This window comes from Streptomyces sp. G-G2 (assembly GCF_030063135.1).
Lineage (GTDB): Bacteria > Actinomycetota > Actinomycetes > Streptomycetales > Streptomycetaceae > Streptomyces.
This window is the reverse complement of record NZ_JASISO010000003.1, coordinates 109,287-125,172: the sequence shown is the minus strand read 5'-3', so window position 1 is coordinate 125,172 and position 15,886 is coordinate 109,287. Positions and strand designations below refer to the sequence as shown.

General features: G+C 73.4%; 12 protein-coding genes. 7 read left to right on the top strand and 5 right to left on the bottom strand.

Translation table 11 applies throughout. The annotated features are described in order from the left end of the window. Positions 1 to 78: 78 nt before the first annotated feature. Together QMF80_RS03615 and QMF80_RS03610 are read left to right on the top strand one after the other, a co-directional pair. On the top strand, positions 79 to 1,707 hold the full coding sequence (locus QMF80_RS03615; protein WP_283449380.1) for a sigma-70 family RNA polymerase sigma factor: 1,629 nt from the start codon (positions 79 to 81) through the stop codon (positions 1,705 to 1,707). A 153-nt stretch (positions 1,708 to 1,860) separates the two neighbouring features. Next, positions 1,861 to 4,263, top strand: a complete 2,403-nt coding sequence (locus QMF80_RS03610; RefSeq protein WP_283449379.1) for a DEAD/DEAH box helicase — start codon at positions 1,861 to 1,863, stop codon at positions 4,261 to 4,263. Positions 4,264 to 4,292: 29 nt separating this feature from the next. On the opposite strand, the gene QMF80_RS03605 is transcribed toward QMF80_RS03610, so the two are convergent. Then, on the bottom strand, positions 4,293 to 5,195 hold the full coding sequence (locus tag QMF80_RS03605; protein ID WP_283449378.1) for a DUF1906 domain-containing protein: 903 nt from the start codon (positions 5,193 to 5,195) through the stop codon (positions 4,293 to 4,295). Between the two features lie 103 nt (positions 5,196 to 5,298). Beyond that, entirely contained in the window at positions 5,299 to 6,717 is a 1,419-nt protein-coding gene (gene gad / locus QMF80_RS03600; RefSeq protein ID WP_502962764.1) for a glutamate decarboxylase, read from the bottom strand. Positions 6,718 to 6,917: 200 nt separating this feature from the next. Here gad and QMF80_RS38220 point away from each other — a divergent pair, with 200 nt between their 5' ends. From QMF80_RS38220 to melC2, 3 genes are all read left to right on the top strand, one after another. After that, positions 6,918 to 7,136: a histidine kinase dimerization/phospho-acceptor domain-containing protein gene (locus QMF80_RS38220; RefSeq protein WP_502962756.1), complete on the top strand. Its 219-nt coding sequence runs from the start codon at positions 6,918 to 6,920 to the stop codon at positions 7,134 to 7,136. 197 nt (positions 7,137 to 7,333) lie between these two features. Then, the gene (gene melC1, locus QMF80_RS03590; RefSeq protein WP_283449377.1) at positions 7,334 to 7,723 is read left to right on the top strand and encodes an apotyrosinase chaperone MelC1; all 390 of its coding nucleotides are present in this window, start codon (positions 7,334 to 7,336) and stop codon (positions 7,721 to 7,723) included. Beyond that, complete coding sequence (gene melC2 / locus QMF80_RS03585) at positions 7,723 to 8,559, top strand: tyrosinase MelC2 (protein ID WP_283449376.1); 837 nt, start codon at positions 7,723 to 7,725, stop codon at positions 8,557 to 8,559. Before melC1 ends, melC2 begins: the two co-directional genes overlap by 1 nt. Here melC2 and QMF80_RS03580 read toward each other — a convergent pair. Beyond that, the gene (locus QMF80_RS03580) at positions 8,526 to 9,257 is read right to left on the bottom strand and encodes a response regulator (RefSeq protein WP_283449375.1); all 732 of its coding nucleotides are present in this window, start codon (positions 9,255 to 9,257) and stop codon (positions 8,526 to 8,528) included. The genes melC2 and QMF80_RS03580 overlap by 34 nt on opposite strands. Continuing rightward, positions 9,254 to 10,837: a sensor histidine kinase gene (locus tag QMF80_RS03575; protein ID WP_283449374.1), complete on the bottom strand. Its 1,584-nt coding sequence runs from the start codon at positions 10,835 to 10,837 to the stop codon at positions 9,254 to 9,256. Before QMF80_RS03575 ends, QMF80_RS03580 begins: the two co-directional genes overlap by 4 nt. 105 nt (positions 10,838 to 10,942) lie before the next feature. Here QMF80_RS03575 and QMF80_RS03570 point away from each other — a divergent pair, with 105 nt between their 5' ends. Both QMF80_RS03570 and QMF80_RS03565 read left to right on the top strand, forming a co-directional pair. Further along, positions 10,943 to 12,352 carry a cation:dicarboxylate symporter family transporter gene (locus QMF80_RS03570; protein ID WP_283449373.1) on the top strand — a complete coding sequence of 470 codons (1,410 nt, stop codon included), beginning with the start codon at positions 10,943 to 10,945 and terminating at the stop codon, positions 12,350 to 12,352. Positions 12,353 to 12,628: 276 nt separating this feature from the next. Further along, entirely contained in the window at positions 12,629 to 14,386 is a 1,758-nt protein-coding gene (locus tag QMF80_RS03565) for a S8 family serine peptidase (RefSeq protein ID WP_283449372.1), read from the top strand. A gap of 28 nt (positions 14,387 to 14,414) precedes the next feature. Here QMF80_RS03565 and QMF80_RS03560 read toward each other — a convergent pair whose 3' ends face one another. Continuing rightward, a complete protein-coding gene (locus QMF80_RS03560) occupies positions 14,415 to 15,860 on the bottom strand; it encodes an alpha/beta hydrolase family protein (protein WP_283449370.1) in 1,446 nt (481 codons plus the stop codon). Positions 15,861 to 15,886 lie beyond the last annotated feature (26 nt).

Sequence of the window (15,886 nt, the reverse complement as noted above, 5' to 3'; positions counted from 1 at the left end):
AGTGTTATCGGAGCCCCGCTCGCCGGTCTCCCATGCATGGGGCATCATCGGCCGCCGGTACGGACAGGGAAACTTCACATGACCTCACAGCACACCGCAGCACTGGTGGCAGCCGCCCGCGCGGGCGATGCGCGGGCCCAGGACGAACTCGTCGGCGCGCACCTGCCGCTCGTCTACAACATCGTCGGGCGGGCCCTGAACGGGTCCGTGGACGTCGACGACGTGGTCCAGGACACCATGCTGCGCGCCCTCGACGGACTGGACGGGCTGCGCTCGGACGAGAGTTTCCGCTCGTGGCTGGTGGCCATCGCGATGAACCGGGTACGGGCGCACTGGCAGGCCCGCAGCACCGGCCCGGACGCGAGCGGGCTGGACGCGGCGCGCGAACTCGCCGACCCCGGGGCCGATTTCGTGGACCTGACCGTCGTACAGCTGAACCTGACCGGTCAGCGGCGCGAGACGGCCCGGGCCACGCGGTGGCTGGAGCCGGACGACCGGGCGCTGCTGTCGCTGTGGTGGCTGGAGTGCGCCGGTGAGCTGACCCGGGCGGAGGTGGCGGCGGCGCTGGAGCTGTCCCCGCAGAACACGGCGGTACGGGTGCAGCGGATGAAAGCCCAGCTGGAGTCGGCGCGGGTGGTGGAGCGGGCGCTGGACGCCCAGCCGCCCTGTGACGCGCTGCGGACGGTGGCGGGCGGCTGGGACGGGAGGCCGTCCGCGCTGTGGCGCAAGCGAATAGCCCGGCACGCGCGCGAGTGCCTGCGCTGCGCGGGCCTGTGGAACGGGCTGGTCCCGGCTGAGGGCCTGCTGGCCGGGCTGGCCCTGGTCCCGGTCGCGGCGGCCGTGCTGTCCGGGGTCCACCGGGCGACGGCGGCCCCGGTCGCCTTCTCGTACGACGCCCCCGTCCCCGGCGCCGCGAAGACCCCCGGAACCCACGCGGGCCGGAGCCGGAGCGACGCGGGCCGGAGTGCTTCCCGCAAGCGGCGCCGCACGCGCCGCAGGGTCATCGCGGGTGGCGTGGTCGTCGCCTGCGTCGCCGGTGGCGGGGTGCTGTACCTGGGCCTCGTGCCGGGGTCGGGCGAGACCGCGACGACCGCGTCGGCGCCCGGCGCGCCGCTGGCCGCGCTGTCCACGGGCGGGGCGGCCACCGCCTCCGCTTCGCCGTCCGCCTCCCCCTCGGCCTCCGCGTCCCCCTCCCCCTCCGCTTCGCCCTCCGCGTCCCCTTCGCCGTCCGCCTCCGCTTCGGCCTCCGCGGACCGTGGCGACGTGGTCGCCTCGAAGTCCGCCTCCGCCCCGGCCGCTCCGCGCCCGGCGGCCGCGCCCCCGCAGGGGACCGTGGCCCAGGTGATCTCGCTGGTGAACTCGGAGCGGTCGGCTGCCGGGTGCGGCCCGCTCAAGGACGACGCCGAACTGCGCGCCGCCGCGCAGGACCACTCCGACGACATGGCCGCCCGCGACTTCTTCGACCACACCAACCCCGACGGAGCCGACCCGGGGAAGCGGATCACCGCCGCCGGGTACCGCTGGTCGACGTACGGCGAGAACATCGCCAAGGGGCAGCAGTCTCCCTCGCAGGTGATGGACTCCTGGATGAAAAGTCCGGGGCATCGCGCGAACATCCTCAACTGCTCGTTCAAGGACATCGGCGTGGGCGTGCACCAGGGGCCGGGCGGGCCTTGGTGGACGCAGGACTTCGGCGCCCGGATGTGATCCGTGCGGGGCCTCGCTCCCGTCTCCGTTCCGCTCACGGCTCAAGAGCCGGTCGACGACACCGCCCGCGTGGGCACTGAATGCTTCAAACTCGGGGCAGGATAGTGACAGGAGTCGAATGAGCTGATCAGGCGGGGCAGGTGAAGCGAGCGGATGGCGAGAAAGGTACTGCGTCCGCATCAGCGCGAGGCCGTCGACGCGGTCGTGCGGGCGCTGGAGCCGCCCGCCGCGGGGCCGCTGCCCGAGGCCGGACTGCGTACCCAGGTGATCATGGCCACCGGATCCGGCAAGTCGCTGGTGGCTGTCCGCGCGGCGGAGGAGCTGGGAGCCGGCCGGGCGCTGGTCCTGGTCCCCTCCCTCGACCTGCTGGTGCAGACGGCGGCGGCCTGGCGGGAGGGCGGGCGCACCGGGCGCGCGCTCGCCGTGTGCTCGCTGCGCGGCGCGGAAGCGGGCGTGCCCTCCACCACCGATCCGGAGCGGATCGCCGAGTGGTGCCGCCCGGTGGACCGGGTCACGGTCTTCGCGACGTACGCGGCCCTCGGGCTCGGCATAATCGAGCGGGCGCACCTCGCCGGGCTGCCGGGCTGGGACCTGATCGTGGTCGACGAGGCGCACCGGACGTCCGGGCGGCTCGGCAAACCGTGGGCGGTGGTGCACGACAACACCCGGATCCCGGCCGTCCGCAGGCTGTACATGACCGCCACGCCCCGGATCTGGCAGGACCCCGAGTCCGCCGACGAGCACGGCGGCGCCGGGGCCCGGCCGCCGGGCGGGGCGCTGGTCGCCTCGATGGAGGACGACCCCGAGGGACCGTTCGGCGCGCGCTGTCACACCCTGACCCTCTCCGAAGCCATCGACCGGGGCATCTGCGCCCCGTACCGGGTGGTATGCGTGGACGTCAGCGACCCGGAGTTCCAGGCGGCGGTGCTGCTGGGGCCGCAGGGGCGTTCGGACGCGGTGCGCGGGGCGCGGCTGGCCGCGCTGCAGGCCGCGCTGGTGAAAGCGGCGGCCGACCAGGGATTCCGGCGGACGCTGGTCTTCCACCACCTGACCCGGGAGGCCGAGGCGTTCGCGGCCGGGCTGCCCGCGGTGGCGGCGCGGCTGCGGATGACCAGCCGGGCCCCCCGCCCGGTCTATCCGCGGACCGTGTGGGCGGACTGGCTGGGCGGCCGCCATCCGGCGGCGCACCGGCGGCGGGTACTGGACGCGTTCGCGGCCGAACGGATCGCGGACAAGGCCTTCCTGGGCAGTGTGCGGGTGCTCGGCGAGGGGGTCGACACCAAGGAGTGCGACTCCGTGTACTGGGCGGACGTCCGCGACTCCATGCCGGACCTGGTCCAGGCCGTGGGCCGGGCGCTGCGGATCCGGCCCGGGGAGGGCAAGGTCGCCTCCCTGGTGGTGCCGGTGCTGCTGGGGCCGGACGAGACCCCCGACACGATGCTGACCTCACGGGCGTACGGGAGCCTCGCGCGGCTGCTGGAGGCGCTGCGGGCGCACGACAGCAGGCTGGTGGAGTCGCTGGCCCAGCCGCAGCGGCCGCGCTCCGGCGCGGCGGCGGCCGGGACCGGTGGCGGGGCGCGGGAGTTGCTGAGCTTCTCCACTCCGCGGGATCCGGCGCTGCTGGCCGCCTTCATCCGGCTGCGGGTGCTGCACCCCGAGCACGAGCACTGGCGGCGCGGGGTCGAGGCCGCGCGCGTCTACGCCGCCACGACGGGGGACCTCAAGGTGCCCTTCGGGTTCAAGGTGCCCGGGGACGCGGGGACGTGGCCGCCGGGGCTCGCCCGGTTCCCGCTCGGCCAGTGGATCTCGGACGCGCGGCGCACGTACCGGCGGGGCGCCCTGGGGCGGCAGCGGACCGCGGAGCTGGACGCGCTCGGGATGGTGTGGAGCGCCTTCGACGTGGCCTTCGAGGAGGGGCTGACGGCGGCGCGCGCGTGGGCCGCCACGCACGGGCACCTGCTGCCGCCGGTGGACGCGACCTGGCACGGGTCCCCGGTGGGGGTCTGGGCCAAGAACCAGCGGGCCGCGGCCCGGCGGGAGGGGCCCGGGGCCCTGTCGGCGGAACGCCGCGAGGCGCTGGCCGACATCGACCCGGCCTGGTGCCCGGACTGGGAGATCTCCTGGCAGCGGGCCTTCCAGCTGGCCCGGACCCGGCTGCGGGCGGGCGGCGCGCTGCCGCGGGTCCCGGGCGAGGTCCTGGTGCAGGGCGAGGACCTGGGGCTGTGGGTGCGCGCGCAGCGGCTCGGCTGGGACCGGCTGAGCCCGGCGCAGCGCTGGCTGCTGGAGCACGGCCTGGGGCTGGGGCCGGCCGCGGAGTCCGAGCGGCCCCGGCCCCGGCGCTCGCACGCCGAAGCGTGGGCGGCGCACTTGGCGGCGGCCCGCGTGTTCCAGGAGCGCGAGGGACACCTCCGGGTGCCGCGCACGCACGTCGAGCCGCTCGCGGACGAGGAGGTCCGGCTGGGCTCCTGGATCGCCAACCAGCGGTCCCGGGCGTCCTCGCTGACGCCGGAGCGGGTGGCGGCCCTGTCGGACCTGGGCATGCGCTGGGCGTCCTGACCGCGCCGCGCGCCCCGCGGGGCCGGGGGTCAGGGGCGGTGGAGGGCGACCGGGGCGTCGAGGAGGTCGCGGTCGATGGTGAGGGTGACGCCGCCGTAGGTCTCGCGGACGTTGCCCCGGTACTGGTGGATCCGGCGGTGGCCCGGCCACAGGCCGCGGGACAGCGCGCCGTTGTCGGCGGTGTCGGCCCGCTGGTCCCAGCGGGCGTACCAGACCGCGTCCGGCAGGGGTGAGGTGCCCGCTCGGGCCGCGTCGGCCAGGTCGGCCAGGCCGGAGCCGAGGCTGGAGTAGTAGCCCGCCCGGTGACCGGACTCGTGCAGGCGCTGGGTCCAGCCCGAGGCGAAGTCCACCACGGCCCGCGCGCACCCCAAGTCGGCCGAGTGGTAGGCCTCGACGTCCAGGTACACCGGGCTGCCGGCGCCCAGGCCCAGTGCCCGGAGCCCGGCCAGCGCCTCGCCGGCCTCCTGGCGGCCCTGCTCGACCGCCCGCGCGGGATCGATCCGGCGCGGCTTGTGCGCGTACGACGTGCAGGGCGCCTGGAGGCCGACGTGGACCGGAATCAGCCGCCAGCCCATGGCCTGGACCCGGCGGACCCAGTCGGCCGTGAGCCGGGGCTGGGCGCAATGGCGTTGGGCGCCGCTGGTGTAGATGCCGACGGCCCCGTACGGCGAGTGGTCCCACCAGGCCCGCATGGCCGCCGCGGAAGGGGCCGCGCAGGCGTCGAAGCCCTCGCCCCGGAACACCTCGGGGCGCCGCGGGGGCGGCCCGTGGTCGGGCAGTACCCGCGGGGTGAGCCCCCGGGCCGAAGCGGGTCCGGGGGCGGGGTCCGGGCCCGCCCCGGCCGGGGTCTCCCGGGCGTGGGCGGCCGCCGGGCCGAGGAGCGCGAGGGCGAGGCCGAGGGCTGCGAGCGCGGTCGCGCGGATGCGGGTCACGGTACTCACGGTCGGCGCGCGGCCCCGGCCGCCCGGGCATCCCGCGCCGGGGGAGGGGGAAGTTCATCCCTGTGCGGACGCCCGGGGCCGCGCGGCGGGCGCCTCAGTGGTGGAAGCCCGGCTGCTGCGTGGACACGGCCGTCGGCGGAGCCTGGGTGAGGTGTTCCACGGCCCGGCGCAGATCGTTGACCAGCAGGGCGATCTGGTCGAGGGTCACTCCGTGCCGGATCAGGACGCGCTGGACGACGGTCTCGCCCCGGTCGGCGGGCAGCGGGTAGGAGGGCACCTGCCAGCCCCGCATCCGTAGCCGGTCGGACAGGTCGTAGAGGGTGAAGGGACTCACCTCCGGGTCGGCGAGGGCGTAGCAGACGGCGGGGAGGCCGCCCTGGCCGTCGTACAGGAGGGTGAAGGGACCCATCTCGCCGATCTGGCGGGCCAGGTAGGCCGCGGTGTCGGCGCAGGCCTGCTGGACCCGCCGGTAGCCCGCCCGGCCGAGGCGCAGGAAGAGGTAGTACTGGGCGATGATCTCGCCGCCGGGGCGGGAGAAGTTCAGGGCGAAGGTCGGCATGTCGCCGCCGAGGTAGTCCACCCTGAAGACGAGTTCCTCGGGGAGCAGGTCGGCGGTCCGCCAGACGATCCAGCCGACGCCCAGGGGCGCGAGCCCGTACTTGTGGCCGGAGGTGTTGACGGAGGCCACCCGGGCGAGGCGGAAGTCCCAGACCACGTCGGGGTGCAGGAAGGGGGCGACGAACCCGCCGCTGGCCGCGTCCACGTGGATGGGGACGTCCCAGCCGTGCTCGGCCTGGATCCGGTCGAGTGCGGCGGAGAGGTCGGCGACCGGCTCGTAGTCGCAGGTGTAGGTGACGCCGAGGATGGCGACGACACCGATGGTGTTCTCGTCCACGTGCTCGGCGAGCTGGTGGGGGCGCAGTCCGGTGGCGCCGGGTTCCAGCGGGACCTGGCGCAGTTCGACGTCGAAGTAGCGGGCGAACTTCTCCCAGCAGATCTGCACCGGTCCGCAGACCAGGTTGGGCCGGTCGGCCGGTTTGCCCTCGGCGCGGCGGCGGGCCCGCCAGCGCCATTTGAGGGCGAGGCCGCCGAGCATGGCGGCCTCGCTGGAGCCGGTGGTGGAGCAGCCGGTGGCGGCGCCTCCGGGCGGGGCGTGCCAGAGGTCGGCGACGATGTTGACGCAGCGTGCCTCGATCTCGGCGGTCTGCGGGTACTCGTCCTTGTCGATCATGTTCTTGTCGATGCACTCGTTCATCAGACGGCGGGCGCCGTCGTCCGACCAGGTGGTGCAGAAGGTCGCGAGGTTCTGCGCCGCGTTGCCGTCGAGCAGCAGCTCGTTGTGGAGCAGCGAGTAGACGACCTCGGTGGGCGAGTGCTCTTCCGGCATCCGGTACTTGGGCAGCACCCGGCCGCTGAGCGGGGACGCGAACACGTCCGTGGCGGCGTCGTCGAGGTGCGCGTCCCGGGTCCGGGCGGCATCGGCAGATACGTCCTTCATCTTATGAAGTGCCATATCGGGACTATAGGGTCGCGCGGTCGACACGGCCCGGCCGGTCGCCGACTCCTCCCCCGCGCCCACCGGGGAGACGAGCCGGGCGCAGGCCGCCGGGGCCCCGGCCGAGCAGGGCGGCCCGAAGTCCGCGCGCATCGAGGCCACCGCCGCCGCCGAGAAGTCGGTGTCGGGCGGCGAGGTCACCAGCATGGTCGCGGTCGATGGACCGCCAGCGGCGGTTCGTCGCCGACGCCTCGCACGAGCTGCGCGATCCCATCGCCGCCCTGCGCGCCCATGCGGAGGCGGCCATCGCGCATCCACGACTGCTGGGGCTGGCGATCGCACGTGACATCGCGGTGGCCCACGGCGGAACCCTGGATGCCGAACCGAGTCCCGGCGGTCATTTTGTCCTACGTCTTCCGGTCGAGTCCGCGATGTGACCCCTCACATAGGGACCCACCGCGGCAGGAGATATTACGGTCACGTAGGGTTATTGCAGGTGATCTTCCCGTCCTTGCCACTGGAGACGGTTCGGACGGGAAGATCACCAATCTTGTTTTCCGTGAAACTTATCCGGAGATGTCCGGATCGGAGCCAACCGGTTGAACGGGCCGCGCACGGTGATCATTCTCCTCTCATGAACCAGATCACCCGCCGCCGGGCCCTCGGGACCACCGCCGGCGCACTCACCGTCCTCGGCCTCGCCGCCACCGCGCACGCGGCCACCCTGCCCGCCACCGCGGCCGTGCCCGCACCCCGCACGGGCGACACCGTCGACGAGGTCTACCAGGGCCGCCGGATCGAGATAACCCCGGCCCAGGGCGGTGGCCACCACGGCGGCCACCACTCCCCCGGCACCCCGACCGTCCGGATCGACGGCGCCGAACTGCACGTCATGTCCAACGCCGACGGCAGCTGGATCAGCGTCGTCAACCACTACGAGACCTTCCCCGACCTGCCCGCCCTCGCCCGCGCCGCGGTCCGCGAACTCCAGGGCTCCGCCCTCGTCCCGATGGGCGGCATGTAATGACCGTGCGCAAGAACCAGGCCACCCTGACCGCCGCCGAGAAGCGCGCCTTCACCGCCGCGCTGGTGGAACTCAAGCGGACCGGCGGCTACGACCGGTTCATCACCACACACAACGGCTTCATCATGGCCGACACCGATACGAGCGACCGGGTCGGACACCGCTCGCCGTCCTTCCTCCCCTGGCACCGCCGCTTCCTCATCGAGTTCGAGACGGCGCTCCAGAGAATCGATCCGGCCGTGACCCTGCCCTACTGGGACTGGACGGCCGACCGCACCTCCCGCTCCTCCCTGTGGGCCGCCGACTTCCTCGGCGGCACCGGCCGGGCGCGCGACGGCCAGGTGATGGACGGGCCGTTCTCGTTCGCCGGCGGGAAGTGGCCGGTGAACGTACGCGTCGACGGGCGCTCCTACCTGCGCCGCGCGCTCGGCACCGGAGTCGCCGAGCTACCGACCAAGGCCGAGGTGGAGTCCGTACTCGCCATGGCCGTCTACGACACGGCCCCCTGGAACAGCGCCTCCAGCGGCTTCCGCAACAACCTGGAGGGCTGGCGCGGAGCCAACCTGCACAACCGGGTGCACGTGTGGGTGGGCGGGCAGATGGGCACCGGGGTCTCGCCCAACGACCCGGTGTTCTGGATGCACCACGCCTACGTCGACAAGCTCTGGGCCGAGTGGCAGGCCAAGCACCCGCAGTCCCCGTACCTGCCCGCCGCGGGTACCCCGGACGTGGTGGACCTGCACGACGCGATGCGGCCGTGGAACGACGTGACCCCGGCCGACATGCTGGACCACCGGAAGTTCTACACCTTCGACACCGAGCCCGCCGCCGTCTGACCGGTGGCGCCCAGCCAGCGGTAGTGCAGTTCGGGGCGGCCGACCTGGCCGTATCGGGGCGCGCGGGCGGCCCTGCCGGTGTCCACCAGGTGCTCCAGATAGCGCCGGGCGGTGATCCGGGAGGTGCCCGCCGCCTCGGCCGCGCCGGCCGCCGTCAGCCCCTCGGGGGCCGCCCGCAGCAGGGCGGCCACCCGGTCCAGGGTGGGCGCGCTCAGCCCCTTGGGCAGCTCGGCGGGCCGGGGCGGGCGCAGCGTGGCGAGGGCCCGGTCCACATCGTCCTGGCCCGCCGCCTCACCCGCGGCCGCGCGGAACTCGGCGTAGCGCAGCAGCCGGTCGCGCAGGGTGGGGAAGGCGAAGGGCTTCAGTACGTACTGCACGACGCCGAGGGAGACGCTCTCGCGGACCACCGCGAGGTCCCGGGCCGAGGTCACCACGATCACGTCGACGGGATGCCCGGCGGCGCGCAGGCCCCGGGCGAAGCGCAGCCCGTTGCCGTCGGGCAGGCCGAGGTCGAGCAGCAGCAGATCGACCCGGGTCCGTTCCAGCGCCCGGGTGGCCTCCGCCAGGGAGTGGACGGTGGCGACGGCCGTGAAGCCGGGCACGCGGCCGACGTACAGGGCGTGCGCGGCGGCGGCGACGGGGTCGTCCTCGACCACCAGTACGCGTACGTCCGCCACCGGCCCGGGCCCCGCGCTCATCCGCCCGCCCCCCGGGCCAGCGGCAGCCGTACGGTGAACTCCGCGCCCCCGTCGGCCACTTCGGCCGCGCTCACGGTCCCGCCGTGCCGGTGCGCGGCCTGCCGCACCAGCGCGAGGCCGAGCCCGCGCCCGGCTCCCTTGCCGGACCAGCCGCGCCGGAACACATCGGCGCCCGCGGGCAGCCCGGGCCCGTTGTCGGCCACCCGCAGCAGCAGCTCCCCGCCCTCGGGGCGGACGGTCACGCTGATCCGCGCCCCGGGCGTTCCGGTGAGCGCGTCCACGGCGTTGTCGATCAGATTGCCCAGCACCGTGACCAGGTCCCGGGCCGGGGGCGCGGTGTCCGCGGCGGTGAGCTGCCTGCTGTCGGGGGTGACCACGAGGGCGACCCCGCGCTCGTGCGCCTGGGCGGCCTTGCCCAGCAGCAGGGCGACGAGGACGGGTTCACCGACGGCGGTGACCACCTCGTCGGTGAGGGCCTGGGCCAGCTCCAGTTCGGCGGTCGCGAACTCCACGGCTTCCCCGGCGCGGCCGAGTTCGATCAGCGAGACCACGGTGTGCAGCCGGTTGGCGGCCTCGTGGGCCTGGGAGCGCAGCGCCTCCGTGAAACCCCGTTCGTGGTCGAGTTCCCCGGTCAGCGACTGGAGTTCGGTGTGGTCGCGCAGCGTGACGACGGTGCCGCGGCGGCCGCCGCCCGCGACCGGTGAACTGTTCAGCACGAGGACCCGGTCGGCGCTCAGGTACACCTCGTCCACCCGGGGGTGGTCGGCGAGCAGGGCGCCGGTGAGCGGGGCGGGCAGGCCGAGATCGGCGACGCCCAGCCCGCGCAGCTCGCCGCGCAGGCCCAGGAGTTCACGGCCCGCGTCGTTGACGAGGGTGACCCTGCGCTGCCCGTCGAGCATCAGCAGTCCCTCGCGGACGGCGTGCAGGGCGGCCTGGTGGTAGTCGTGCATCCGGCTCAGTTCGGCCGCGTTCATGCCGTGGGTGTGACGGCGCAGCCGGGCGTTGACGATGTACGTGCCCGCGCCGCCCAGGGCGAGGGCGCCCGCCGCGACCCAGACCAGCATGGCCAGCTGACCGCCGAGCCGGTCGCTGATGGCTCGGACCGTGATCCCGGCGCTGACCAGGGCGGTGACCCGGCCGTTGTCGGTGACCGGGGTGACCACCCGGATCGAGGGGCCCAGGGTGCCGGTGTAGGTCTCGCTGAAGGTCTCGCCGCGCAGGGCGGGGGCGGTGTTGCCGAGGAAGGGTTCACCGATCCGGCGCGGGTCCGGATGGGTCCAGCGGCGGCCGTCCAGGGCCATGATCGTCACGAAGTCCACGCCCGCGTCGGCCCGTACCCGCTCGGCGTAGACCTGGAGCGCGGCGGACGGATCCGGGCCGCGCACGGCCTCCCGGACCGAGGGCGAGTCGGCGACCGCCCGGGCCGCGGCGCCCGCCTGGCGCTCGGCCGCCTCCTCGGCCTGGCTGCGCGCGGTGGCGTAGGCGAAGACCGCGCATCCGGCGACGACCAGCGCGACCAGCACCACCTGCATGGCGAAGAGCTGGCCCGCGAGGCTGCGCGGACGAGGGAAACGGAACATGACGCTCAGTGTGCACCCGGCCGTGAACTCAATGAACGCAAGGGTGACCGGGGTCACAGGGTGGGCCATGGTCGCCCCGGGACACATTCATCTTCAGGAGGCGACGTGGCCGCCAGGCGCGACAGAACCCACTATCTCTACATCGCGGTGATCATCGCGGTGGTGCTCGGCATCGTGACGGGCCTGGCCGCGCCCGGCACGGCCGTCGAGCTGAAGCCCCTGGGCACGGGCTTCGTGAATCTGATCAAGATGATGATCTCGCCGGTGATCTTCTGCACGATCGTGCTGGGCATCGGCTCGGTCCGCAAGGCCGCCAAGGTGGGCGCCGTGGGCGGGCTGGCGCTCGGCTACTTCATGGTGATGTCGACGGTCGCGCTGGGCATCGGCCTGGTGGTGGGCAACCTGCTGCAGCCCGGCAGCGGGCTGCACCTGACCGAGGCGGTGCGCGGCGCGGGAGAGGCGCAGGCGAAGGCGGGCGGCGCGCAGAGCACCGCGGACTTCCTGCTCGGGATCATCCCGAAGACGATGGTGTCGGCCTTCACGGGGGGCGAGGTGCTCCAGACCCTTCTGGTGGCGCTGCTGTGCGGTTTCGCGCTCCAGGCGCTGGGTACGGCGGGCGAGCCGGTGCTGCGCGGGATCGGACACCTGCAGAAGCTGGTCTTCCGGGTACTGGCGATGATCATGTGGGCTGCGCCGGTGGGCGCGTTCGGGGCGATGGCGGCGGTGGTCGGCGCGACCGGCGTCGACGCGCTGAAGTCACTCGCGGTCATCATGATCGGCTTCTACACGACCTGCCTGCTCTTCGTGGTCGTGGTCCTGGGCACGCTCCTGCGGGTGTGTACGGGCGTCAGCGTCTTCGCGCTGCTGCGCTATCTGGGCCGGGAGTTCCTGCTGATCCTGTCCACGTCCTCGTCGGAGTCGGCGCTGCCGCGGCTGATCGCGAAGATGGAGCACCTGGGGGTGTCCAGGCCGGTGGTCGGCATCACGGTGCCGACGGGGTACTCCTTCAACCTGGACGGCACCGCGATCTACCTGACGATGTCCTCGCTCTTCATCGCCGAGGCGATGGGCAAGCCGCTGGCACTGGGCGAGCAGATCTCACTGCTGCTGTTCATGATCATCGCGTCCAAGGGCGCGGCCGGGGTGACCGGCGCCGGGCTGGCCACCCTGGCCGGCGGGCTCCAGTCCCACCGCCCCGAACTGGTCGACGGCGTGGGCCTGATCGTGGGCATCGACCGGTTCATGAGCGAGGCGCGGGCGCTGACGAACTTCGCGGGGAACGCGGTGGCGACCGTACTGATCGGGACCTGGACCAAGGAGTTCGACCAGGACCGGGCCACCGAAGTGCTGGCGGGGCGGCTGCCGTTCGACGAGAGCACCCTGAGCGAGCACGGGCACGACGACCACGGGGACGGCGACCACGGGGAGACAGAACCGGAGCCCGCCACTCCAATGCCCCCGCGGTCCGCTCGGCCCGCGCAGCCCGTGGGCGGCAAGGACGGCGTACCGGTGTAGAGCGGCTCCACCGGTACGCGTAGCGGACCGGCCGGGCAGGGCTCTCCCCCCACGGTGCCCAGCCCGGCCGGAACCGACACCTCTGAGAGAGGGTCGGTTCCAGCCAACCCTTGAATAACCCTCGTGCGGTAAAAGGTACTTCCATACCGGGGCACGCTTCTGACATCTTGCGTCCACCACTCGTTTCGTACGGCCCGGTAGGCACCACCAGCACCACCGGGCCCATCGGAGGACGCATTGATACCCCACATATCCAGCCGACCTCGACGTACCCTCGTGCTGGCCGCCGCCCTCGGCGCCGCACTGGCCTTCGGGGCCCCCGCCGCACTCGCCGGCACGGCCCCCGTCTCACCGTCCGGGGTACCCACCCCGGCTCCCCGGGCCGCGGCCCCGGCTTCCCAGAGTGCGACCTGGGCTGCCGGTACCCGTGCCTACCTCGTGATCACCGCTCCCGGTGACAGTTCGGCCGTCCGCTCGGCCGTCACCGCCAACGGCGGCACCGTGTTCTCCGCCTACGACGCCATCGGCGTGATCGTCGCCCACTCGGCCTCCGCCTCCTTCGCCACCACCATGCGCGGGGTCAGCGGGGTCCAGCAGGTCGGCGCCACCCGTACCTCGGACGTACCGGCCGACGCCTACAACCCGGCCCTGCCCGCCAATCCGGCGCAGTCCGCGACGGCCACGGGCGAGCCGGTCCGCGTGGACATGAGCCAGATCAAGGCCGACCAGGCCTGGGCCGTCAACCCCGGCTCGTCCTCGGTCAAGGTCGGCATCCTGGACACCGGTGTGGACGACCAGCACCAGGACCTGGCCCCGAACTTCAACGCGGCCGACTCGGTCTCCTGCGCCTACGGCAAGGCGGACACCCGCACCGGCGCCTGGCGTGACGTGGACACCCACGGCACCCACGTCGCGGGCACCATCGCCGCGGCGAAGAACGGCAAGGGCGTCGTCGGCGTGGCCCCGGGCGTGAAGATCTCCGCGGTCCGCGTCGCCGAGCCGGGCAACTCCTTCTTCTTCGCCGAGAACACCATCTGCGGTTTCGTCTGGGCCGGTGACCACGGCTTCAAGGTCACCAACAACAGCTACTACACGGACCCGTGGCAGTTCAACTGCCCCGACAACATCGACCAGGCCGCCATCATCGAGGGCGTCAAGCGCGCTCAGGAGTACGCGGAGGGCAAGGGCTCCCTCCAGGTCGCGGCGGCGGGCAACGAGAACTACGACCTCGCGCACAAGACCACGGACTCGGCGAGCCCGAACGACTCCACGCCGACCACCCGCACCATCACCAACGCCTGCCTCGACATCCCGACCGAACTGCCGGGCGTGGTCACGGTCGCGGCGAACGGCACGGGCACCACGAAGGCCTCGTTCTCCAACTTCGGCTCCGGCGTCATCGACGTGGCGGCCCCGGGCAGCGACGTCTACTCCACCCTGCCGGGCGGCAAGTACGGCACCAAGAGCGGTACGTCGATGGCCACTCCGCACGTCGTGGGCGTCGCGGCGCTGCTCGCCAGCGCCAACCCGGGCATCACACCGGCGCAGTTGCGCGACAAGCTGGCCACCCAGGCCAACGACACCGCCTGCCCGTCGGACAGCCGCTGCACCGGGACCACCGCCAACAACTCGTTCTTCGGCGAGGGCCAGGTCGACGCGCTGAAGGCGGTCGGCGGCTCCACCCCGCCGACCGGCAAGTACTTCGAGAACCTCGGGGACTTCGCGATCAACGACAACGCGACCGTGGAGAGCCCCCTCACCGTCAGCGGGGTGACCGGCAACGCGCCCGCCACCCTCCGGGTGGGCGTGGACATCAAGCACACCTACATCGGTGACCTCAAGGTCGACCTGGTGGCGCCCGACGGGACCGTCTACACCCTGTCCGACCGGACCGGCGGCGGCACGGACAACATCATCCAGAACTTCACCGTCAACGCCTCCTCGGAGGTCGCCAACGGGATCTGGAAGCTGCGCGTGAACGACAACGCCAGCGCCGACACCGGCAAGATCGACGCCTGGAACCTCACCTTCTAGGACCGCTTCCGGTACCGCGGGGGGTCCGTCACCGCCTCAGGACGTCGGCGAGCCAGTCGAAGACGACGTCGCAGTGCTGCTGCGGGGCCATCGGGGAGCAGTGCAACTGCGCCCCGGTGGCCGCCGTCAGTTTCACGTACTCGCGCCGGGACCGCAGCAAGTCGTACATCCGCCGGGGCTGGCCGGGGTAGAACTGCTCGTCCTCGTAGTCCAGGACCAGCGTCGGCGCCTTGATCCTCGGCACCACCCCGGTGACGTCGAGGCCGATCGCCACCTGGGCCGGGGTCCACAAGTCCTTGAACACCCGGCCCGCCCTGGCCTCGCGCAGCGCCTCCGGGGAGAAGATCTCGAAGCGCTTCTTGACCGTGTAGGCGAGCTGCGGGGACAGGTCCGGGACCACCAGCTGGTTCCAGTTCCGGTTCGTCTCCGCCTTGTCCGCGGTGACCACGTCCCGCAGCGTCTTGTCGAAGGCCAGCCAGGGGCTGACACAGCCCGGCATGCAGGCCACGGCCGCCAGCCGGTGCTCGAAGGCCGCCGCCCGGGCCACCAGGTTCCCGCCCATGCTCAGGCCGGTGAGCGCGATGCGGGCGCCGTCGACGTCCTTGCGGGGGGTCAGCCAGTCGACCAGCGGGGTGACCACCCGCTCCCAGCGGGTGGTGAAGGGGAGCTCCTCCACGAAGAGGAGCTCGCCCTGGCCCGGGCCGTCGTAGACCAGCGCGTTCCAGCCCCGGTCGAGCGCGGCGCAGACGCCGTAGGTCCACATGTCGACGTTCTGGCCGTCGCTGCCGTTGGTGAGGATGACCGTCGGGCGCGGCTCGACCGGGCCCTCGGGGCGGAAGAACCACACCGGGAGCCGGGTGTTCCCGTACGGGACCCGCGCATGCTCCGCGGCCGGTGAGCACAGCCGGGTGAAGGTGTCCCAGGCCTGGCGCCCCGACTGGTACAGCGCCTTCTCGTCGCCCGGCTCGGCCGTGCCCAGGACGTAGAAGAGGGCCTGGGCGAAGTACTGGGCGGCCCGCAGCGAGCGGAACCGGCGGGTCTGGGAGGGGAATCCGCTGCCGTGGCGACCCTCGGCCGGGGGCGCGGCGAGTTTCTGGCCCCAGCCCCTGAAGGTGTCGGTGAAGGTCTGCTCGGAGGGGCCGGCCGCGTTGACGGTGTTCACCGCGGTGAGGACCTCGCCGGTCTCGGCGGCGCGCATGCCCGCCGCGCCGAGGGCGAAGAGGGCGGCGAAGTCGAAGCCTGGGTCGGCGAACAGCTTCATCGCCGCCGGCGCGGGGTCCGGCGGCGGGGTGGCCGCCACCGGTCCGGCGGCCGCGGCCGCGACGACCGGGGCGCCGCCGAGGGCGAGGGCCCCGGCACCGGCCGCGATCCCGGTGAGGGCCGCGCGGCGGGAGAACCCGGGGCCCCCGGACGGCCCCCCGGGTGACAGCGGCTGACGCGCGGTGCGTTCGCGCGGTGTGCGTTCGTGTGTCATGACCGGGACGGTAGGAGGCCGCTGCG